The sequence below is a fragment of the Bacillus clarus genome, from assembly GCF_000746925.1.
In the GTDB taxonomy this organism is placed as follows: Bacteria; Bacillota; Bacilli; order Bacillales; family Bacillaceae_G; genus Bacillus_A; species Bacillus_A clarus.
In genome coordinates, this window is record NZ_JMQC01000008.1 from 137,763 (window position 1) to 158,922 (window position 21,160).

The 21,160-nt window shown below is 34.4% G+C and carries 17 protein-coding genes and 2 pseudogenes; 4 read left to right on the forward strand and 15 right to left on the reverse strand.

Translation table 11 applies throughout. The annotated features are described in order from the left end of the window. Positions 1–7: 7 nt before the first annotated feature. The 7 genes from DJ93_RS01435 to rraA form a co-directional block, all read right to left on the reverse strand. Positions 8–730, reverse strand: coding sequence for a YwiC-like family protein (locus DJ93_RS01435; protein ID WP_042978860.1), 723 nt, complete (start codon positions 728–730; stop codon positions 8–10). A 181-nt stretch (positions 731–911) separates the two neighbouring features. Continuing rightward, positions 912–1,613 (reverse strand): ECF transporter S component, encoded by a 702-nt coding sequence (locus tag DJ93_RS01440; protein WP_042978861.1) that lies wholly within the window; start codon positions 1,611–1,613, stop codon positions 912–914. After that, entirely contained in the window at positions 1,586–3,247 is a 1,662-nt protein-coding gene (locus DJ93_RS01445; RefSeq protein WP_042978862.1) for an ABC transporter ATP-binding protein, read from the reverse strand. Before DJ93_RS01445 ends, DJ93_RS01440 begins: the two co-directional genes overlap by 28 nt. Next, complete coding sequence (locus DJ93_RS01450; RefSeq protein ID WP_042978863.1) at positions 3,220–4,098, reverse strand: energy-coupling factor transporter transmembrane component T; 879 nt, start codon at positions 4,096–4,098, stop codon at positions 3,220–3,222. Before DJ93_RS01450 ends, DJ93_RS01445 begins: the two co-directional genes overlap by 28 nt. A gap of 22 nt (positions 4,099–4,120) precedes the next feature. Continuing rightward, entirely contained in the window at positions 4,121–4,924 is an 804-nt protein-coding gene (locus DJ93_RS01455; RefSeq protein ID WP_042978864.1) for a DUF4430 domain-containing protein, read from the reverse strand. Positions 4,925–4,980: 56 nt separating this feature from the next. Then, positions 4,981–6,831: a DUF4430 domain-containing protein gene (locus tag DJ93_RS01460; RefSeq protein WP_042978865.1), complete on the reverse strand. Its 1,851-nt coding sequence runs from the start codon at positions 6,829–6,831 to the stop codon at positions 4,981–4,983. 341 nt (positions 6,832–7,172) lie between these two features. Continuing rightward, positions 7,173–7,652: a ribonuclease E activity regulator RraA gene (rraA, locus tag DJ93_RS01465; protein ID WP_042978866.1), complete on the reverse strand. Its 480-nt coding sequence runs from the start codon at positions 7,650–7,652 to the stop codon at positions 7,173–7,175. A gap of 270 nt (positions 7,653–7,922) precedes the next feature. On the opposite strand from rraA, the gene DJ93_RS01470 reads away from it, so the two are divergent. Beyond that, positions 7,923–9,353 carry a YfcC family protein gene (locus DJ93_RS01470; RefSeq protein WP_042978867.1) on the forward strand — a complete coding sequence of 477 codons (1,431 nt, stop codon included), beginning with the start codon at positions 7,923–7,925 and terminating at the stop codon, positions 9,351–9,353. Positions 9,354–9,676: 323 nt separating this feature from the next. Here DJ93_RS01470 and DJ93_RS01475 read toward each other — a convergent pair whose 3' ends face one another. The 3 genes from DJ93_RS01475 to ybaK form a co-directional block, all read right to left on the reverse strand. Then, on the reverse strand, positions 9,677–10,525 hold the full coding sequence (locus tag DJ93_RS01475) for an endonuclease I family protein (RefSeq protein ID WP_042978868.1): 849 nt from the start codon (positions 10,523–10,525) through the stop codon (positions 9,677–9,679). Positions 10,526–10,640: 115 nt separating this feature from the next. Continuing rightward, positions 10,641–12,062, reverse strand: a complete 1,422-nt coding sequence (locus tag DJ93_RS01480; RefSeq protein WP_042978869.1) for a zinc dependent phospholipase C family protein — start codon at positions 12,060–12,062, stop codon at positions 10,641–10,643. 456 nt (positions 12,063–12,518) lie between these two features. Next, entirely contained in the window at positions 12,519–12,995 is a 477-nt protein-coding gene (gene ybaK, locus DJ93_RS01485) for a Cys-tRNA(Pro) deacylase (protein WP_042978870.1), read from the reverse strand. A 419-nt stretch (positions 12,996–13,414) separates the two neighbouring features. Here ybaK and DJ93_RS01490 point away from each other — a divergent pair, with 419 nt between their 5' ends. Next, on the forward strand, positions 13,415–14,194 hold the full coding sequence (locus tag DJ93_RS01490; protein WP_042978871.1) for a hypothetical protein: 780 nt from the start codon (positions 13,415–13,417) through the stop codon (positions 14,192–14,194). Between the two features lie 146 nt (positions 14,195–14,340). Here DJ93_RS01490 and DJ93_RS33570 read toward each other — a convergent pair. Next, positions 14,341–14,493, reverse strand: a pseudogene (locus DJ93_RS33570) (cell division protein SepF); the annotation flags it as partial. 56 nt (positions 14,494–14,549) lie between these two features. On the opposite strand from DJ93_RS33570, the pseudogene DJ93_RS33575 reads away from it, so the two are divergent. Both DJ93_RS33575 and DJ93_RS01500 read left to right on the forward strand, forming a co-directional pair. Then, a pseudogene (locus DJ93_RS33575) lies at positions 14,550–14,799 on the forward strand (sensor histidine kinase); the annotation flags it as partial. 308 nt (positions 14,800–15,107) lie between these two features. Continuing rightward, on the forward strand, positions 15,108–16,400 hold the full coding sequence (locus tag DJ93_RS01500; protein WP_042978872.1) for a histidine--tRNA ligase: 1,293 nt from the start codon (positions 15,108–15,110) through the stop codon (positions 16,398–16,400). 158 nt (positions 16,401–16,558) lie between these two features. Here the strand turns inward: DJ93_RS01500 and DJ93_RS01505 are convergent, their stop codons facing one another. The 4 genes from DJ93_RS01505 to DJ93_RS01520 form a co-directional block, all read right to left on the reverse strand. Beyond that, a complete protein-coding gene (locus tag DJ93_RS01505; RefSeq protein WP_042978873.1) occupies positions 16,559–17,257 on the reverse strand; it encodes a lipoprotein in 699 nt (232 codons plus the stop codon). 359 nt (positions 17,258–17,616) lie between these two features. Further along, complete coding sequence (locus DJ93_RS01510; protein ID WP_042978874.1) at positions 17,617–18,375, reverse strand: SDR family oxidoreductase; 759 nt, start codon at positions 18,373–18,375, stop codon at positions 17,617–17,619. A gap of 210 nt (positions 18,376–18,585) precedes the next feature. Next, positions 18,586–20,250: a putative ABC transporter permease subunit gene (locus tag DJ93_RS01515; protein WP_042978875.1), complete on the reverse strand. Its 1,665-nt coding sequence runs from the start codon at positions 20,248–20,250 to the stop codon at positions 18,586–18,588. After that, complete coding sequence (locus DJ93_RS01520) at positions 20,243–20,968, reverse strand: ABC transporter ATP-binding protein (protein ID WP_042978876.1); 726 nt, start codon at positions 20,966–20,968, stop codon at positions 20,243–20,245. Before DJ93_RS01520 ends, DJ93_RS01515 begins: the two co-directional genes overlap by 8 nt. Positions 20,969–21,160: the final 192 nt, after the last annotated feature.

Sequence of the window (21,160 nt, forward strand, 5' to 3'; positions counted from 1 at the left end):
AATCATTTCAAATGGCATACGGTAACAGTATTGCCGTCACAATTAAAAAATATACGGAATTAGCGATTTCTAACACTCCAACTTTTAAAATTGTTATTTTCTTACCATACAATATAATTGCCCGAACTAAGCTCGGTATAAAAACAAGAGAAAGCCATGGATTTACAACCAATAATACAATGGTTAAAGTAATATGATATGTCCAAGATACGACGCGATATATAGGATTATTCTTTTCACGTATCATTGTTTTTACGTAAAATGTACTACCCAAAAAATATAAAAAAGAAATAATCACAATCCATAACGCTATTCCATCAATTGTTTTCATCGAAAAATAGTAACTCATTAAACCACCTATACAAAAAACAATGATTGCACAAACGTCATTTAGTAATGCTCTTTCATTTTTTTGACGAGCGTAATATATATTTACAATAAACAATGGAATCATTATTACTACGAATAAAAGAATTCGCCATTCATATAATAAAGAAATCATCCCAAATACGAACGCAATAATAAAATAAACAATTGCAGCGTGTAAAAACTCTTTTTTTCTTCTTTGCTTTATGTACATGAGAAATGGATACGTAGCTAAATAAATAAAAAACCAAGCTAAAAACAATGGAATATGATATAAAGTAGGTTTCCCAAGTACAATACTTAATAGAAATGGTATAACAAGCATAGCCCATGCCCCATGTTGCTTCGGAATAACTAACTTCATTACCTATACACCTCCCTCTTGAAAATAATTCTCACCTACTATTATACAAATAATTTCATATAATAACGGATGCATATTGAATCTATTTTTTGACAAAAAAATGCTCCTTACAATTGTAAGAAGCATGAAAGAGGCAAACGAATATGTAAGTCGCGACCCTACCTTACATTAGTATGCTTTTCTACATCACCTTATGCTTATCTAAAATACCATATTTCTTTTTAAATCTTGTAAGAATAGTAATCCATGAAGAACTAAATAACATGAGAAAAATAACATTGGAAATCGCATGACTAAGATCAAAGTAAAAACTTGCGACATAGTACGCAAGAACCGTTTCCCATGTTGCTTCTTGCATAAATCCGAGGAGTCCCCACAAATTCATAATCCAGCCAAACATAAATCCAACGATAAATCCGTATAATATTCTTCCCCATAGCTTTTTCATTAAAAATGTATTGCGGAGTACCCCTGCTATAAAGCCTATCATTCCCCAGGCGAACATTTGCCATGGTGTCCATGGTCCTTGTCCTAGAAAAATATTCGATACAATGGCCGCTGTTGCGCCAATCATAAACCCCGTCTCACTCCCGAAAACAATGGCAGAGACAATGATAACAAAAGATGTCGGTTGTACACTTGGCAAAAGCGAAAATGGCACACGACTAACTGCCGCAATTGCTGCTAAAACAGCTACAATGACAATTTCACGTGAAACAAACGCCTTTTTCTCAAACCGAATATAGAAAGGCAACATAATGACACATAGTAAAAATATACTACTTAACATGTAAGAACCGTCCATGATAAGAGTAGTGAAAAGAAGTGTACATATTACAATAGTAAAAATGAATATTATGAAAGCAATATATCGCTTGGACACGCTTCGTACACATCCTCCCATGTTAATGCATACGGTAACTGCTTACGAATAAACCTGTTAATAGATGTCGTGTAGAAGAAATTATCACTAAAAAATTCCTTCGGTACATCATTCATAATTACTTTTCCATCAAATAACATCATACACTGATTCACATACTTTGCTGCAAATTCAATATCATGCGTTGCCATTACAATTGTTGTTCCTTCTTTTTGTAACTGTTGAAATAATTCTCCCAATCTTTCCTTCTTCCCTGGGTCTAACCCTTTCGTCGGTTCATCCAATAATAATAAACTTGGTTTTGACAATAAAGCTGTGCATAATGCAAGTAACTGTTGCTCTCCCCCGCTACAATCATGTGGGTGCCGCTCTTTAAGTGAATCTAACCAAAACTTTTTCAACATATCTTCTGCTATTTCTTTTCCTTGTTCTCCATATAATTCACGAGCACGTTCATAAATTTCTTCCCACACTGTATCAAATGTAAAATGATAATACGGATGTTGCGATACATACCCGATACTTTTAAATCGTTCGTTCGAATCAATTTTATGTATCACTTTACCATTCCACTTTACTTTCCCTCTTCTCGCTTTTTGCAATCCAGCTAAAATCGTTAACAGTGTAGACTTCCCGGTACCATTTTTCCCAACGAGAGCTACCCATTTTCCTTTTTCAATCGCAACTGTTAAATCTCGTAAAATAAGTGGACTATTTTTTTCATATTGAAAAGAAATATGGTCTGCATTTAAAATTATTTCTTGTTTTTCATTCCGCTTCTCTTGCTTATCCACATATGATATCGCTGAAAAATCGTTCATTTTCATTTGCGCTTCTCGCACTGTAAAGGGAATATCTTCCACATTACATTCTAAAAACAATCTTGGAATTTGCGGAATGAATGGACGGAAGTTTTTTACTTCCCACATTTTCGCTATAACCGTTTTAGGGCTACCATCATAAATAATTCGGCCGTTATCCATACAAACAACTCGTGTTGCAAGTGGCATGACTTCATCTAAACGATGTTCACTTAAAATAATCGTAATTCCAAGTTCTTCATTTATACGTTTTAATAATCCTAAAAACTCTTTCGCAGCAATCGGATCTAACTGCGCTGTCGGTTCATCTAATAATAATAATTTCGGCTGCATAACTAATACCGCAGCTAAATTTACAAGTTGCTTTTGCCCACCAGATAACGTATGAACAGATTGATGTAGTAAATCTTGAAATCCTAAAAAACTAATAAGCTCTGCTATTCTTTTTTGAATAATATGTGATGGTAATCCGATATTTTCTAAAGAAAATGCTAATTCTTGAATCACTGTATCCATAACGATCTGATTTTCTGGATTTTGAAATACCATCCCAATTTCTTGGGCCGATAATAAATCTGGTACATCTTCTAATAAAGAACCGTCATAATATGTATATCCAGAACGCTTACCTATTGGAAGTAACTCCTTTTTAAAATGTTTTAATAAAGTCGTCTTCCCAGAACCCGATCCGCCAACAAGTGTAATAAACTCACCTTTTTGAATAGAAAGAGAAATATGCTGTAACGCTTCTTCGTCTTCATCAGCATATACAAATGATAAATTATTTATTTCTGCATGCGCCACCATACCCATTCCCTTCCTTCCATTATAATTGGTAAACTAATAAACAGCGTAAATAGTACAAACATCATTCCATCGTATTGCTGAAATAGAATAGATTCGACTTTCGGATAAATAATTAATTTACCTCCGCCATAATTACTCACTATGACAGCAGCTATAAATAGAATACTTAAATAACTGAGCATATACCAATCGCGTCTTTCCATTCTATATCGAATATATGTCGTGCGCTTCGTTACACCAAATCCACGAGCTTGCATTGAATCTGCCGTTTGAAGTGCATCTTCTAACGAGCAAATTAATAATACTTGCAGCAACTGCATACCATTTTTCACTCGTTCAACAATTGAACCTGAATCTACCTGCACACCTTTCGTTTTTTGGACAAGTGTTATTTTCTTTAACCGTCTAATAAACAAAGGAACAAATCTCACTGTAATCATCGTTAATAATGCAACTTTCGGTGAAATCCTTGAAAACAAATATAAAAATTTATGACTTGATATAATATCATTGTAAGATGCAAACGTAAACATAATCGCAACTAATAATAATCCCATTACTAGTCCAAACATAATCGCCTCAAGCTTAATACGACTATCACCTAACCAAAATAACGTAGTTCGACCTCTATGTGTGAATAACGAATTAAATAAAATCACCATAAAAAAGAAAACGATTGTGCTCGGTAATATCTTTCTTATCTTTCCGCTATTCCCTTGCATTATATTTATAATAACAATTAATATAATTGCTCCAATTAAAAAAAGAGGATGAAGACACATCATACATAGTATCATCACCCCGATATAATAGAAAAAATTCACAAAAGGATGTAAAGAAGAAAAACTTATTTTCATAGTCCTTTACCGAATGCCTTTCTTATTTTAATACATACACCCACTCAATTATATCTCCTGGTTTTACTGTAACTACACCAGCACTACGGTTTGGAAATGCACCGTTCACACGATATTTCCACCCACTAGTCGCAGTAACACCTTTTTCATATAAATCATTAATACCTTTTACATAAATACTATCTTTTGATCCACTTGCATCAACATCTAATCCTGTACTCTGCAACACTTTATAAACAGTATCGCCTTCTTGTACATCAACCTTTTTCGCACCTAATAAGTATCCTTCATGACCTTTTACTGAGATAGTGACTTGTTTTGCTTGTGGTTCTGGTTTTTGTATTGTATTTGATTCTGGTTTCGATTCTTGCGGATTCGGAACAGTTACTTGTTGTTGCCCTTTATTTGGATCTACTTTTTGCTCCTGCTTTGGCGTTTCTTTCGGCTGATTAACAACCTTCGCTTCTTCTTTTACTTCTTGTGCTTTCGGTTGCTGTTGTTTCTCTTCTTGTGCTTTTTGCTGTTCTGGTTGTTTAGTAGCGGCAAGTTGTTCCTGAGGTTTCTCTTCTTTCTTTACTTCAGGCTGTTCCTGTGGCTGTTCCTCTTTCGGCTTCTCTTCTACTTTTTGTTCTTGTTTCTCTTTCTGCTCTTCTTGCTGCTTCGGCTCCGGTTCAGCTTGTTTCTCTTCCGGTTTCGGTTTTTCTTGTTTTGCTACCTCTTCTTGTTTTGGTTCTATTTTCTTCTCAGGCTTTACAGCTGCCTCTTCACATCCAGCAAGTAGCCCGAGCGAAAGCATTAAAGAAATGAACCACTTCATCTTACTCATGTTCTCTCTCACCTTTCATATAAAAATTAGGAGCAAATCATTGCTCCTAATTTTTGTTAAGCTGCTTTACGTCTCCATAATACATATGCAGAAGCAATACATAATACACCCATACCTACTTCTGTAGCTGCACTATGAGAAGATGCTCCTGTTTTTGGTAGCCTGCTACCGTTTCCGGATTTTTTATTTTTAACCGGTTCGTTATCTACAACAACTTTTACAGTTTCATCTTTTGTTTCTTGTTGTACTTGTTTTTGTTCTTCTGTAACTTCTTTATCTACTACATTATTTTCCGGTTCGACTACCTTTTCTGGCTCTTCAATCGGTTTCGGCTTAATTACTTCATCAACGACTACATTAGACCAAGCATAAATAGACTTACCGATATCTTTAAATTGAAGCAACGCTAAAAGAGCTTGCTCTGTAGCCATTCCACTACCGTTTTGATCACTTGGTAACCATTTGAATTCACCATTTGGAAGCTGATATGACAGCAGACTTTGCACTGCCTTATGAAGGCGATTTTGATCTATATCTTTAACAAGTGATAATCCAATAATCGCTTGCGCAGTACTATTCGAATTTTCTTTTCCATCAGCAGAAAAACCGCCATTTTTTAGTTGTTCGTTATATAAATACGCAACAGCTTTTTGTACAGCTGGTTTCACATCTGGTCGATCTTGATAAGGAGCTAATGCTGATAAAACCATACCTGTTACATCAACGTTACTTGCACTATCTTTACTACCTGCACTATCATAAGTCCAGCCACCATCCGTATGCTGAGTGTTTAAAAGCGCTTCTACTAAAGCAACTCGATTCCATTTTGATTCAACTGGAATCTCATATTTCTTCGTATCAAATGCAAGTAAAGCAAATGTATAACCTGTAACAGAATTCACCTTATCTGATTCATACAATTTTTGAACTAAGTTATGTCCGCCTACCTTTTTAGGGTCTGCATTCATTGCATTCATCATAATAATCGTTCTAGCTAAATCTGTTGCTGAAAAACGATTAATACGCTTTTCCACTTTTTCTGTTACTGCCTTAACATAATTTAATTGCGCCTCAATTGGTATATTCTTTCCAGAACGAGAAAGGCCTAATGCTACCCAATCACTTTCAATTCCATCTTGTAACATCTTTTCAGACGTTTTAGAAATTGCTTCGTTTACTTGTGTTGCTGCAACTCGAATGTTCTCTTGCTTTGGTTGTTCTGTTGTTCCACCTGGCGTTTTACCGTCTTGACCTTCTGGTTTATTCCCATCTGGTGTTTTACCATCTTGACCTTCTGGTTTGTTCCCATCTGGTGTTTTACCATCTTGACCTTCTGGTTTGTTCCCATCTGGTGTTTTACCATCTTGACCTTCTGATTTGTTCCCATCTGGTGTTTTACCATCTTGACCTTCTGGTTTTGTTTCGTCAGTTTTGCCACCGTTAGGATCTTCTATTTTACAAGTTCCAATCTTATCTAACGTTTCTTTCAATGTTTCTTGGCTCATATTGCTCCAGTCTGAAACGAAACGGAATACAACAACGTCTCCAGACTCTAATTTATAACTATCTGCTCCAACTTCTGCAGATTTATCATTTACATCGTACATCCAACCGCTTGTGTCCCCAGCCATTAAGCCATCAATGCCTTTTACATATGTTCCAAACGACATTGTTTCAGATGTTACTTTGTCCCCCATGACTTTTTGTAGCAAACTTAAAGCTGTTTCCCCATCTTCAATTTGCTCTTCTTTCGGACATAACATAATACCCTTTTGTGATTCGCCAATAATTGCAAGTTTTGCTGTATTTCCTTCAGCAAACGTAATATGTACCGTATTCGCAAAAGAAACAAATACAAGTGTAACTGCCATTAACGACGTAAGCAGCCATTTTCTTAATATTACCATCCCAAAATTTCCTCCCTTACTACCATTTACACAAAAAAAGGCCCTTCAAGGGCGTGCGATTGACACTCTCTTTTTGTAAGTGTCGAACAAAAATGCACAACACCTCCTACCCGCATAATTCGCGGCTATATTTGTATAGGAAAAATAATTTCGTTTATGAATGTATCATTGTGATAACATTCACTTTTCTAGGCAAAACTAACTTCCATTCAAGTTATCGTAAAAACGATAAACCCATACATTCTGTAAATTTTAAATTTCTGTATTATTTTACTATTGACAAAGAATTTTGTCCATGCTTTATCGGATTTATTTTCTAAGAATACTAACTTTCTAACCTCCTAACTATGCAAACTCTTTTCACTAATAATAACGCCATCCTCATCAACATAAACATATTCATTTGGCTTCCATTCCACTTTTCCAAATTGCAATGAAATATTTCGTTCTCCTTTTCCCTCTTTTACACTTCTATTTGGCATCGTCCCTAACGCTAAAATACCAATATTAATATTTTTCAGTTCACTAGAATCACGAACATATCCATTTACAATAATCCCTGCCAGTTTTCTTTCTTCTGCAATAGCTGCCAAATTATCGCCGAGTAACGCACAATTAGTAGAGGCTCCTCCATCAACAACTAATACCGTTCCTTCTGGCAATGTTTGCAATCCCTCTTTCACTAGTACATTATCATCTTTCACTTTTACCGTTGCAATTTTTCCATAAAATTGTTCTTTCTTCCCAAAAGACCGAAAAGACTGGCGACATATTTGTAATTCACTTTCAAACTCATCACACAGATCCGTAGTTTTCCACATCTTTTTCCCTCTTTTCCTTTTTATCCTTCTATTCCTCAGCTGCGGGATGTCCCCCACTGATTAACGTTTCACCCTATATAACATATTCTTGGATTTTTTTCGTTTCCCTGTCTCATGTTGCAATAATTTGTATGCGAGGGAAAAGTTATGTACAAATATAGGTTGTAGAAACTTAAACTATTGCCTTAAGGAGAAAGCTTTATTATAATCTATTTCACAGATAAAATTCAGAATGTTTAAAATTAATATAGTGAAAAAAGGAGGGATTTCATGCAATTACAAACTGAGACGAAAAAACAGCCTAGTCAATCAAAATTTAAAATGCCTGATGCATATGTACTTCTATTTTTTATTGCTTTACTTTGCGCTATTGCTACTTATTTTGTTCCCGCTGGAGAGTTTAAAAGGGTTCCAAACGGCACTGTTACAACAACAATACCAGGAAGTTACCATTCTGTTCCACAATCGCCTGTAGGGTTTGTTTCCTTTTTTACCGCTATTGAAAAAGGAATGACACTTGCTGCTCCTATCATCTTTTTAATTTTATTTACAGGCGGTGCCATTGCAATTCTTGAAAAAACAGGTGCTCTTGACGGTCTAATCTATCATGTTATTAACAAATTTCGTAATCAGCAATTACTTTTCATTTGTATTGTCGCAGCACTCTTTTCCATTCTTGGAACGACTGGCATTATCGTTAACTCAGTTATCGGTTTTATCCCCATTGGTATCATCGTTGCACGCACATTAAAATGGGACGCTATCGTCGGCGTAGCAATTATCTATTTAGGCACTTATGCTGGTTTTAATGCTACTATTTTATCTCCCTCACCTTTAGATATTTCACAAAAAATCGCAGAACTTCCGATGTTTTCAGGGATTGGTTTACGTATAGCAATCTATATATCTTTTTTACTTGCTACCATTCTTTATATTCATTGGTATGTAAAACGCTTAAAGAAATCGAATAAAGGAAGCATGCTTGGAGACAACTGGTTTCCAAGTAATGCTCTTTCAAGTGGAGAAGAAACGCAGAAAACAGAAGTTCCTTGGACAATGCGTCATAAGTTAATTTTACTCGTTTCAGCTTTATCATTAATTGTATTTTTAATAGGTGCTTTTCGGCTACATTGGACGGATGCAGAAATGACCGCTACTTTTATTTTCATAGCAATTGTAGCGGGAATGATAGGTGGTATGAAAGCAAACGATATCGCCTCTACTTTTCTAACAGGCTGCCAAAAACTTATATACGGTGCGTTAATCGTCGGAATGGCCCGCTGTATTTCAGTCATTTTAGAACAAGGAAAATTGCTGGACACAATCGTTAACCAACTAGCGCAGGCTCTCGAAGGACAAAGCCCTGTATTTGGCGTTCTTGGTATGTATGTAAGTAGTGCTGCATTACATTTCCTCATTTCATCAGGGACAGGTGAATCTGTTATTTTCATTCCGATATTAGCTCCATTAGCTGATTTCATGCACATTACACGCCAAGTTACAGTACAGGCTGTTATGCTTGGAGAAGGTGTAGTAAATTGCTTAAATCCAACTTCAGGTGTTTTAATGGGCGTTCTCGCAGCGAGCGGCATTTCTTACGGAAAATGGATTCGATTCATGGCTCCACTTGCACTCATTTGGTTTATCATTGGACTTGTTTTTCTTATTGTTGGAGTGAATATTGAGTGGGGGCCATATTGAAAAATTCATCACATACTTAACTTGATGAACAAACAATAACCCTTCCTAAAAGCATCGCTTCTCCATCGATTATGACACGAAAATATAAGATAACATTTCACCCAATGAAGCAATTAGAGAAATGGATTGCTATCGGGATTCTATTTACTACAGTAAAAACATCTATACTATTCTATTCTCCTCACCAATCCTATGCAAACCATTTATTCTAGCATAAATGTAAAAAGGGATTAATCATAATGATCAATCCCTTTCACTTTATCAAAGTATAATGTCACTAACAATTACACTAATAATTCTTTAAAAATCTTTACACAAAAACCTTAGTTCCAAATTTTATTTACCCATTCAGGATGATCAATAAAAGGATTACGATTATGTTGATATTTTGTAAAAATCACTTCATTACGCTTTCGCTCTAAATCATCGACAGGGTCTTGTTCATTCCATTTTAACAAAACAGATAGTTTCCCCATATATGGATCTTTATTGTTATTCACTTTTTCATTAAGCTCTAAATCTATTTCGCCGTTGTCTCCTTCATAACGAACAGCCATGTAAAATAGCATTCTAGCAATATCTCCTTTTACACTATCACGAGGTTCCCAAGAATCACTATCATATTTACATTCTGTCGCTTCTGAATGATTCACACCGCCATTATCAAAATCCAAATTTCCACGTGAACTATTTACAGATACATCCGTCGCTCTTAAATGATGCAAATCCGTTCCAGGTCCTGCAGCCGTTCCAAAATCACCGTGAGATTTTGCCCAAACATGCTCTCGGTTCCAGTTATTAACTCCTGAACCATTCGTAAATTTCCCTTGTGAACGCCCTGTATATAGGAGCAGAACATTATTTTTATTATTTGGATCTTCATCAGTATCTCTTAGCGCTTCCCAAACTGCATTGTATGATATCTTTGTGTGATTATCAATAATATTATGCAGTTCCTTCTTTAATTCTAAACCCGTTTTTCCTATAGCATTATTATAATATGTATCGTCATAGTTTTTTACAGTAACCTCTTGTGTTGAAACCTTATCTACTTTCGGAGACGCAGAAACTACTTCACCATATGTCGTATCTATAAATGATAAAGATGCAGAACCTAAAATAAAAAATGAAGATAGCGTAACCATAGCAAGTTTTGTATTTCGGAACATCATATACCCATTTCCCCTTTAAAATTTAATTTGAATTCATTAATCAAAATCATTCTTTCTCAACCCATGAAATCTTTTAAAACTACATACTCATTTTCTCTCTATATAATAGAAAATCCTATTCAGCCTGTATAAATTTCCATGCTTTTGGTTTATCTGTTTTTCCTCCTAAAACAATCCACCTTTTCTCTTTACCATTTTCTTGATAATTTACTGGGTAACCGTCTGTATATAGGAAATATTCATCTGGATGATTCGGATTTGGATACACTTTAAACTGCGCAGTATTTGTTTTTCTCGTTGCAAGATGTACCCAATTTGTCATGTTAGAGTAATTTAGGAATACGTATTTATCATAGTTGGATTGGGTCATTTTTAACAATACACTTTCTCCCTTGTGAAGAATTCCATTATTATCATTATCAAATGCAAACTGAATCGGTGTACCATGAACTTTATTGTCATCCACTGGGTTAGATAATAGTGCATAATCATTAGAAGCATATACTTCATATGTTAAGCCTCTATTTAAAAACTCACTTGGTACGATGTAGTATTTTTTATTTTCTTGTATTGCTTGTCCTTTAGAATCTCTTACTATAGTACTTTCAATTTCTTCAGCCGTAGTATTTCCAACAAATGTGTTAAACCATAAATGAATAAATCCTGCTGTGTTTCGTTGTGCTTTCTCTAAACTCCTCTGAACAGCTGGCATAACTTCTTGTTGCCAAAAAGCATTGTTTCCTTTATTGTATTGGGATTTAATCTTATCATTGGTAATATTCATGATTTCTGCTTTTGCAAGTTTAGCAGTTTCATGTATCCACTGCTTTGGATCATTAGAATTCACTAAATGATATATTCCCTCTCCATCCGATACTTCAAACTGCGTCTGAACTGTCGTCACATAATTTTCAAAAGCGCTATGAAACTTTAAAGCACTCATATCGACGGCTGTAAAATTGGCAGCATGCATCGGTTGAGTCGCATCTGTAAAGTAATGCGTCGCAACACCTAAATAGTAGAAAGCCTGTTTCCAATCATTGTTCTTGAAATAATCACCTGCTAATGTAAAATATTTATCTCCTTGTGTCAGAGCAGTTGGTTGCTTTTCCCCTTTGTAGTTCATTTTTGTATCAGGATCATAGAAGTGAGATTTCCATCCCCCTTTAATTAACCCGTCAATCCCTATCGTACCTGTACCCCCATCGTTGAATTCATCAAGATAGTCAGCATCATAAAGACCTCTTTCAAATAACTCCTTATATTCAGGGGTATTTAAAAATTGTAATTCATTTACTTTAACCGTATTATCTTGATTACGACTCATAATTTGAATTGCATTTCGTGCAATCCATAAGTGTGTGCTTTCATTAGGATGGTGCGGATGCTCAGCAGACCACCTCTTCACACGTTTGTGCTCTTGATTCTCCTGTTTCATTACTTCTCCTATTCCACAAGCAGATGCTACTGTTGGAATTGTCACAACGCCAGAAGATATTGCTGTTACAAGAGCTAATGTACATAGTTTCTTTTTCATACTGTTCTCCTAAATTTCAGTTTTATCAATCACATAAACACTTTCACTTTTCACAAAAAATATTCTTCTCTAGTAAAGATGATTAAAATATTCTCTTACATTGAAAAGTAGTTTAATGATAACTTATATATTTCAATTTATTTATGCAATTATACATATTTGATTAATAGTTCAAAAAAACATTATGACTGAAAACCATCCAGAGAAAACAGTACAACAAAACGTATAAAATCTAGGACAGAATTAATAAAAATCGAGATAATGGCTTGACTTTTCCATTCTCTATTCTGCTTAAATACATTATAAACCATATTCCTCATACGAATTTGACGAATTCTTTCCTCTTATAAATAACAATAAGAAAGGAATATGACTTTCGCACACTCCTTTTTTATTCACAGATTTTTTTAATTTCACATATGTAAAAGGATTATATATCCCTTCGAATTTCACTATTCATTTCGTCACATCGCCAAATTTTGCTCTCGTTACTTTTGCTAAATCTTCCACTTTCAGCTCTATTTGGACACCGATTTTGCCGCCACTCACAATAATCGTTTCAAGCGATTTGCTACTTGCATCTACACAAGTTACGAATAATTTTTTCATTCCAACTGGAGAGCATCCACCGCGAATGTATCCTGAAACTTTCGTAATATCTTTTACTGGGATCATTTCTATCTTCTTTTCACCAACCGTTTTTGCCCCAGCTTTTAAATTGAGCTCCTCTTCTACAGGAATTATAAAAACGTAATAATCTTTACTAGTTCCTTGGGCGATAAGTGTTTTATATACCTCTCTCACTTCTCTTCCAATTTTCCCAGCAACTGAAACCCCGTCAATTTTCCCATCATCTGAATCATATGACATCATTGCATACTCTATTTTTTCTTTATCCAATATTCGCATCGCATTCGTTTTATCTTTTTTCATGTTCTTCTCCTTTTAATACATAAAAAGTTGTTTAATATCATTAAATTTTCTTCTATTATACACCTTTTTCAAATTCATTTGGGCCTTCCACCACTCCCCTGCTTTCTATTTCTGTTCTGCTACAATCTGTACGAACTTTATCCCCCGGCTATTTAGTGGTCCCTTAACAATTACTTCATGTACTATAAGTAAACGTATTGGATGACCAAGTTCCTTTCACTCCGTTCATAAAACTTAAAGTCCATGTCAAACCCTTTTGGCATGATTTACTCCCTCTCCAGAATATCCACTTTCATCCTACCACATAAAAAAAATACCACGACAATAGGAGGTCTATGTAGCAATAGAACTTCATATCATAAAAAGATTTTTCATTGCATAAAAATTTAAAGTTATAACTATTTGTAGGAGAGATCAAAATGAATAATAAAATACCATGTGTTGTATTAGTTTTTTATAATTTTGATATCATTAAGAAATCTTTGGAATTTTTAGGGGAATATTCAGATCGGTTAGATCTTTATATTATTGAAAATCCCAGCATTCATACAGAATCGAAGATAAAGCCATATATTTTAAATTTGATTAATAAAAATATTGTTGCTAAATATGTTTTATTTTCTAAAAATATTTCTAATAATGCAATGGAAATTTTCTTTAGAAATCAAATGGTGAAACAATTAGCACAATATAAATATATTTTATTTACAGATGGAGATGTCATTGTAAAAAACAATGATTTTTTATCTGAAGAAATAAATATTTTAGATCATCACCCGGAAGTGTTCACTTGCGGCGTCACAATCAACCTAGACAATTTACCTTTAGAGAACTATCCAACGGCAAACTCTTGGATTCCACCAATTATAAAAGAATACCCGATTTTTAACGAAGGGGTAACAGGAGGACAACTTCTTCTGTTCAGAACTAAAGATTTTCTTCAATATTTAGAATATATTCAGTTGCATAATTTAAAGTTTGTAGACGGTACGATGCATACATTTTGTTATAAAGTTTTAAATAAAAAATGGGCTAGAACAAAGAAGAGTGAATGTATACATTTAACTTGGGATATTTATTCCGATAAAAACCATCCTTATCATAAATGGAAATCCCAACATAGTTTCCATGATCTTTGGTATCATAATGATTATTGTTCATTTGAAGTATTTACAAACGATTCTCTGTTAAAAGACTAATTGTATGGTTTCACCTTAGCTACAGTTGTTTGTAAATCTTTTGTAAATTTTCCTTTCACTTTATTCTCCTTACTTTTTAATCCAGTTATAATTAAGACTCATCTATTCGATGAAACCCTATATTTTGGCTAGGTGTTCCCTTACTCCTAGCCTTTTCTTTTCATATACTCGACAACATTAGGCTTAAATCTACTTCCTACATACACTCTTACTGGAATAGCTTCTTTATGGTCTCTTGTTGCCTTACAAAGTTCTTCTGCTGCTTCCCAGTTGAAATACTTATCACGTTCACGCTGAAAGGAACGATAGTACTGATAAATTACTTCTTTTTCATTAGCTGCAATGATATCCTGTGGACATTCTCGTAATGCAAAAAATAAACTTTTATCTATACCGCTACTTTTAAGAGTCATTAACAAACACGGTTCGGTACGGCTAGGCGACCGTGATATCCGTTCAACTGCATTTCGATAGTTCAGCATCTCTGGTTACAGATTGAAGATAACAGCGTTGGAATGGAAGAAATCCAATTCGGATTTGGTCTCAATGGGATGAAGGAACGGCTTGAGGTATTTCATGGTACACTGTCTGTTCATTCTGGATCTTAGCAAGTAATATTCGTCATATGCAATATTCCGTGATAATACCTTCATATCAATTTCGAAACTGAAAATATTGATATTTCAAAAATCTTTTGTTATACTTTGTAAAAAACTTATTTAAGGAGAGATTTCATATGTGTACTTTTAATACTTCTTTCCAACTTCATCATCATACATAACGCCGTGTATCCGAAGGAAATTTTTCTTCGTGGGTACAGGGCTTTTCCTGTTGACCCACGAAGCATTCATAAAGCTATGTGGGTATTTTTATACCTGCATAGCTTTTTTTAATTTAAAAAGGAGTGATTCTAATGGAAATTAGAAATGTAAAAGGAACGAAAGACTATTTACCGAAAGAACAATTATTACGAAATAAAATTAAAAGAGCGTGTGAAGATACATTTGAACGGTATGGCTGTAAGCCTTTAGAAACTCCCACATTAAATATGTATGAGCTCCTGGCATATAAATACGGTGGTGGTGATGAAATTTTAAAAGAGATATATACACTGCAAGATCAAGGAAAACGTGAGCTTGCCCTACGTTATGATTTAACAATTCCATTCGCCAAAGTTGTCGCGATGAATCCAAATATACGCCTTCCTTTTAAACGATATGAAATTGGTAAAGTATTTCGAGATGGTCCAATTAAACAAGGTAGATTTCGTGAATTCATTCAATGCGATGTTGATATAGTTGGTGTAGAATCAGTAATGGCAGAAGCTGAATTAATGAGCATGGCATTCGAACTGTTCCGTACATTAAACTTAGATGTACAAATTCAATATAATAATCGTAAGTTATTAACTGGTATTCTCGAGTCTATTAACATTCCTAATGAATTAACGAATGATGTCATTTTATCTTTAGATAAAATTGAAAAGATCGGAATTGAAGGCGTTCGAAAAGATTTGCAAAGCCGTGGAATTATAAAAGAAACAGTAGAAACAATATGTAATACAGTACTATCTTGTATGAAGTTTGATGTCGCTGATTTTAAAGATGCTTTCAATACTACACTCGTTGCTGATGGAGTAAATGAGTTACAACAATTGGAGCAGTATCTCCTCGCCCTTGGGATACAAGAAAATACTGTATTCAATCCGTTTTTAGCCAGAGGTCTAGCAATGTATACAGGAACCATCTATGAAATCTTTTTAAAGGATGGGAGTATTACATCTAGCATCGGTAGCGGCGGTCGTTATGATAATATCATTGGTACATTCCGTGGTGACAATACGTGTTATCCAACTGTAGGAATATCATTCGGTTTAGATGTGATTTATGCAGCTCTTCTAAAGCAAGAGACTGAATCAGCCGCAGCAGATATTTTCATTATTCCGATTGATACAGAATTACAATGTTTACAACTCGCACAGCAATTACGTTCTAATACTACATTAAAAATTGAACTCGAGTTAGCTGGTCGTAAAGTAAAACGAGCACTTAATTACGCAAATAAGGAAAATATCCCTTACGTACTCATTATTGGTGAGGATGAAATTTCTAAAGAAACCGTTGTTTTACGTAACATGAAAGGAGGAACTGAATTCAATGTTCCCCTTTCCTCTTTAGAAGATGGCACGTTAAGAAATTATTTATAATAGAAACCACCTTTCAATGGGTGGTTTCTCACGTTTAAATTAAAAATATTTAGTTTACATAATTTTATTATAATATATAATGAACGATCAAAATAAAAGAAGAAACTTTTATCATTTCTCCTTTTTCAAAAAACATTGGATTTTAAAGTGCACTTCAACTAAGATAGCTTAGTTAATAATTGATTTAAATCTTGCTTCGTTTTCGAAGTTAATGATTTCATTCGTTTAATATCAATCTTTTCTTTTTCAGCCCCTACAATTAATGGGTACATACTTTGACCAATTGTTTTATAATCAGTTGGATGTGATGCTTCTAACTCTTTTTCTATTACATCCCACTTCTCATTAATTTGTTTTCCAAGTTTATTTACCGTATCTAATTTAGGATTAGCAGCCAATTGTTTATCTAAGCTTTCAATCAATTGAACGACTTCCTTTACATTTGTTTTCACAGTAGCAGTTTGTTTCGAATCTTTCGTTGTCTTTCCACTTGTAGCTTGATCTGTTGTTTTGCCACTAGTCGTTTGTTCGTTTGACTTTCCTGCCGTTTCCTTTTCTGTCGTTTTTCCATTCTGATTTTGAGTTGGCGTTTTGCCGTCACTTTCTGTTCCTGATGTATCTTTTGTATTTTTTGAATCCTTATCTGTTTTTTCATTCGAAGAAGTACTTGTATCTTTTTCACTATCTTTCGTTGTTTTTGATGATTCATCTGCACTTGTCGTTTTTGCTTGTTCTTCATTTTGTGCATTTGCTTGATCCTTCTTCGCTGCATCTTTATCCGTGGAGGTATTACAAGCCACCATAGTAAGCATTGTACCAATTGCTACTGATGCGATTGCGATCTTTTTCATTTTCATAAAAATCCCCCTATATTTACAATTTTATCCTCCCCTTTACGATTCTATTTTCCCTTAAAAAATTCCTTTTCACACGAATTATCATCTTTCCGACAGTAATCTTCATAATAATACGTACAAAAATTGATAAAGTCGTTTTAATATTCGAGTTCTTTCTACCTCATTTTTCTGCTCCCTAATGAAAGAAAAAGAGTATATTGTCACATTAAGAATTGTAATCTACATATGACAATATACTCTCATATCAAATTTTTCTCTTTCTTGACATTTTATTTATACAAAAAAATAAATTATCTCCAAAATATTTTTCACTTTTATTATTTCTCAACTTTTTATTTACATAATATATTTATAAGTAACTAATTAAAACCACCATTAGAATGAATGATTTGCCCTGTCACCCAGCTCGCTTCTTCACTTACTAAAAAGGAAATTAAGCGCGCTGCATCCATTGATTCTCCAACTCTTCCTTTCGGGAATTTCCCTACTAAATAACGCCGCACTTCCTCTGTCATCCATCCTGTATTCGTCGGTCCTGGATCAACAGCATTAACTGTAATCCCTTTTTTCATCGCGACTGGCGCTACTGAAGTTGTAAATGCTTCAATAGCTCCCTTTGTTGCTACGTAAGCAAGTTCATTCGGCATCGGTCCTAACGATTGTCCTGAAGTAAGATTAATAATACTTCCACTCGTTTCAAACGTATAATTTTTAATAAATAATGAACTTAATAGCATCGTAGCCCGCACATTTACCGTATAATGTGTATCTAACTGTTCTATATCTAACTCTTCAATATTCGTATGAGTAGAATACGCAGCGTTATTAATAAGAATAGATGGCTCACCTAAACGCTCTGATACCATATAAAGCAAACGATTCGGCGAATAAGACTGCGATAAGTTGATTTCTGCCATTTCACATCGAACACCGGAACTTTCAATTTCCTTTTTCAGCAAAAAAGGTTCTTGATCATTCATTCCCCATGGCATTGCTTTATCATACCGAGACCAGTACGTGAAAAAAACATCTATCCCCTTTTGAGCAAGCACCTTGCATACAGCTGCACCAATTCCATTAAGACGAGTTGCCCCTGTCACAATTGCTATCTTCTCCACCTTTTCTCCCCCATCTATAGATAAAGTGAAACTTTAATCAGTGGGGGTTTTGTTCATCCCCCACTGATTATTAGCCCACACCAATCGGGCTTTTACGGGCAGCCCGACTCTCACCTAACCTCTTTGCTTCAGCCAAATTTTGAAGTGGGAGTCTTACTGCCCTCGAATAGCGGGATAAATCCCCTGTACAAATACAGAGGATCTATCTTTTTACTTAATATTTGACAATATACGTTCTGCGCCTAACTTTAAAATTCGAACTAAAATAGCATTTGCAATCGTAAATAGTATAAATAAAATAATAAACATAATCCACAATCCTACATGAAGAACAAAGTATAATAAACTTACCCCTGCAATAATCACTAAAGCTATTAAAATATTAGCTAAAAAATTCCACAAAGTTGTATATCGGCTTTTAAATAGTTTCTGCTCTGAATCCCAATGTATATCTGCAGTTTGCGCATCCCAGCGCGTACCGATTAAATTGATCAATAATAATCCGTTCGCACTTAGTAAAAACCAAAGCGCCATAAATACTGGAGAAATTCCCGCTACAACTGCTATTGTAATACCAAATATAGCTAAAATCGATATATTAATTAACCACGCTGTTAACGCTTTTGCAAAAAAGATATCGGAAGCCTTTACTGGTAAATAACGATTCACAAACCAAGAGCTTCCATCTCGAGAAAATGATGTTGTCGCAATTACGTTACTCCCCATTAAAAATAATGCAGCACAAAGGCCGGCACCAATTGCGAAACCTGCTTTCTCTGGATTGTTTATATACTCCGTAATAAACTTTAAATTTCCATCTTGTACGAATAAAATAAAGAACAGCATAATTGGCATAACAAAAGTTTGCACAATACAATTTAAGAAAAATTGAGGTGTTCGAAATAAAATTTTGAACTCTTTTTTCACATATGCTTTTAAGTGCGAACTTTGTACAGTTGATTTTTGCAAACCTTCTGCTGTAATTGCCTCTTTCTTTGCTGTACTCGTTGAAAGTCCAATAACCCCTTTCAAATATGTACGCTCTGCAATGTAATAAAATACCCCAAAAAATGCGATAGAAATAAGAATGTAAATAAGTACGTATAATAAACCCTTCCACGATGCATTTTCTACTAATCCCATCGCTCCGAAATATGTAGTCGGAAAATAATTTGTCATTTGTACGAAAAGTGAGGATTGATTATTCGCAAGGTAATTCACAACCGAATCTCCAGCGCCAGATACTGCACTTTTATTTCTCCATTGCATAAATACATTAATTCCTACGATAAACAGTATACTTACGATTCCAATGAATATATTTCCACGATCTTTATTTTTCGCTATATTCGTATACCTCATAATAATTGTCATAAGTAACGAAGCTAGCACTAACGGAACAATCGGGAAAAATAAGTAGATGATAATCATATATATGTAGTATGTAATGAACGCACCACTCTTCAGACCATAAGCGATAAAAATTGGCCATAAAATAAACGAGCTCATTACGTATTGTGTAATTAATACAGTAAAAAACTTCGCCGAAATAATTTGCGATGATTTTAATGGTAACGGTAGCAACATTTCAACGTCATTACTATAGTAAAATACCGTTAATATATTCGTAATACTTATAAGAAATACCCATATACTCGCAATCGCTAATCCCATTGCAATAATAATCCCTGGGTTCTGTCCGAAATGTATCATTCCTTCATACATTGCGTGGGTCATGGAACCGAATATTAAAAAACCTACAAATAATATTGCCGCAAATGAAAACAAATACGCCCATCGTTTCTTTTTATCTGTTATGAAATCTGCATAATTTAATTTCAATAATACCTTTGTTAATGTCCAAATTTTACTCATTTCCCGTCATCTCCAAGAACATTTTTTCAAGTGATTCATTGGATTTAAAATGATCTCTCATTTCATTTAAGTTTCCTTCAAATTGTAAATTCCCTTTATTAATAATAGCGACGCGATCGCATATTTTTTCCGCTACTTCTAATACATGTGTTGAGAAAAATACTATCTTCCCTTTATCAGCATGTTCTCTCATCATTTCCTTTAAAATATATGCAGATTTCGGATCGAGTCCCGTTAATGGTTCATCTAAAATCCATACATCCGGCTCATGTAAAAGTACACCAATAATCACAATCTTCTGTCTCATGCCGTGTGAATAACTTTGAATTTGGTCAGATAAAGCATTATAAAGATCAAACTTCTCTGCTAACGACTGAATTCGTTCTTGCCTTACTTCCTTCGGTACTTCGTACATATCAGCCATAAAGTTTAAATACTCTATCCCTTTTAATCGCAAAAACATATCCGGGCTATCTGGAACATAGCCAAATGTCCTTTTTGCCTCCATTGGCTCTTTCATAATATCTTTTCCGTTGACCGAAATTGTCCCTTTGTCTACTGTATGAAGACCAGTAATCATCTTAATCGTCGTTGATTTCCCTGCACCATTCGGTCCTAAAAACCCGAAAATTTCCCCGCTAGGTACCGATAAACTTAAATCTTTTACCGCATATGAAGAACCATTATAACTTTTTGACACATTCACAATTTCAATCATTTTATCCAATCCCTTCCTGAATTACCAATAAACTATATTACCATTATATCACAATTTATTTTTAGATTTTTATTATTTTTCAGTTTTATTATTTTGTATTTTTACCCGATACTCATCACCTTAAGAGATTTTAATACCCCAAAACGGAAATTTTGTGCATTTTTCTCTTTTTATTGTTTTGAGATAACTAGT

Bases quoted from the DNA above. Each gene is read 5' to 3' on its own strand.
- DJ93_RS01435 (WP_042978860.1), bottom strand. From the start codon at position 730: ATGAAGTTAGTTATTCCGAAGCAACATGGGGCATGGGCTATGCTTGTT.
- DJ93_RS01445 (WP_042978862.1), bottom strand. From the start codon at position 3,247: ATGGGTATGGTGGCGCATGCAGAAATAAATAATTTATCATTTGTATAT.
- DJ93_RS01450 (WP_042978863.1), bottom strand. From the start codon at position 4,098: ATGAAAATAAGTTTTTCTTCTTTACATCCTTTTGTGAATTTTTTCTAT.
- DJ93_RS01455 (WP_042978864.1), bottom strand. From the start codon at position 4,924: ATGAGTAAGATGAAGTGGTTCATTTCTTTAATGCTTTCGCTCGGGCTA.
- DJ93_RS01460 (WP_042978865.1), bottom strand. From the start codon at position 6,831: ATGGTAATATTAAGAAAATGGCTGCTTACGTCGTTAATGGCAGTTACA.
- rraA (WP_042978866.1), bottom strand. From the start codon at position 7,652: ATGTGGAAAACTACGGATCTGTGTGATGAGTTTGAAAGTGAATTACAA.
- DJ93_RS01470 (WP_042978867.1), top strand. From the start codon at position 7,923: ATGCAATTACAAACTGAGACGAAAAAACAGCCTAGTCAATCAAAATTT.
- DJ93_RS01475 (WP_042978868.1), bottom strand. From the start codon at position 10,525: ATGATGTTCCGAAATACAAAACTTGCTATGGTTACGCTATCTTCATTT.
- DJ93_RS01480 (WP_042978869.1), bottom strand. From the start codon at position 12,062: ATGAAAAAGAAACTATGTACATTAGCTCTTGTAACAGCAATATCTTCT.
- ybaK (WP_042978870.1), bottom strand. From the start codon at position 12,995: ATGAAAAAAGATAAAACGAATGCGATGCGAATATTGGATAAAGAAAAA.
- DJ93_RS01490 (WP_042978871.1), top strand. From the start codon at position 13,415: ATGAATAATAAAATACCATGTGTTGTATTAGTTTTTTATAATTTTGAT.
- DJ93_RS01500 (WP_042978872.1), top strand. From the start codon at position 15,108: ATGGAAATTAGAAATGTAAAAGGAACGAAAGACTATTTACCGAAAGAA.
- DJ93_RS01505 (WP_042978873.1), bottom strand. From the start codon at position 17,257: ATGAAAATGAAAAAGATCGCAATCGCATCAGTAGCAATTGGTACAATG.
- DJ93_RS01515 (WP_042978875.1), bottom strand. From the start codon at position 20,250: ATGAGTAAAATTTGGACATTAACAAAGGTATTATTGAAATTAAATTAT.
- DJ93_RS01520 (WP_042978876.1), bottom strand. From the start codon at position 20,968: ATGATTGAAATTGTGAATGTGTCAAAAAGTTATAATGGTTCTTCATAT.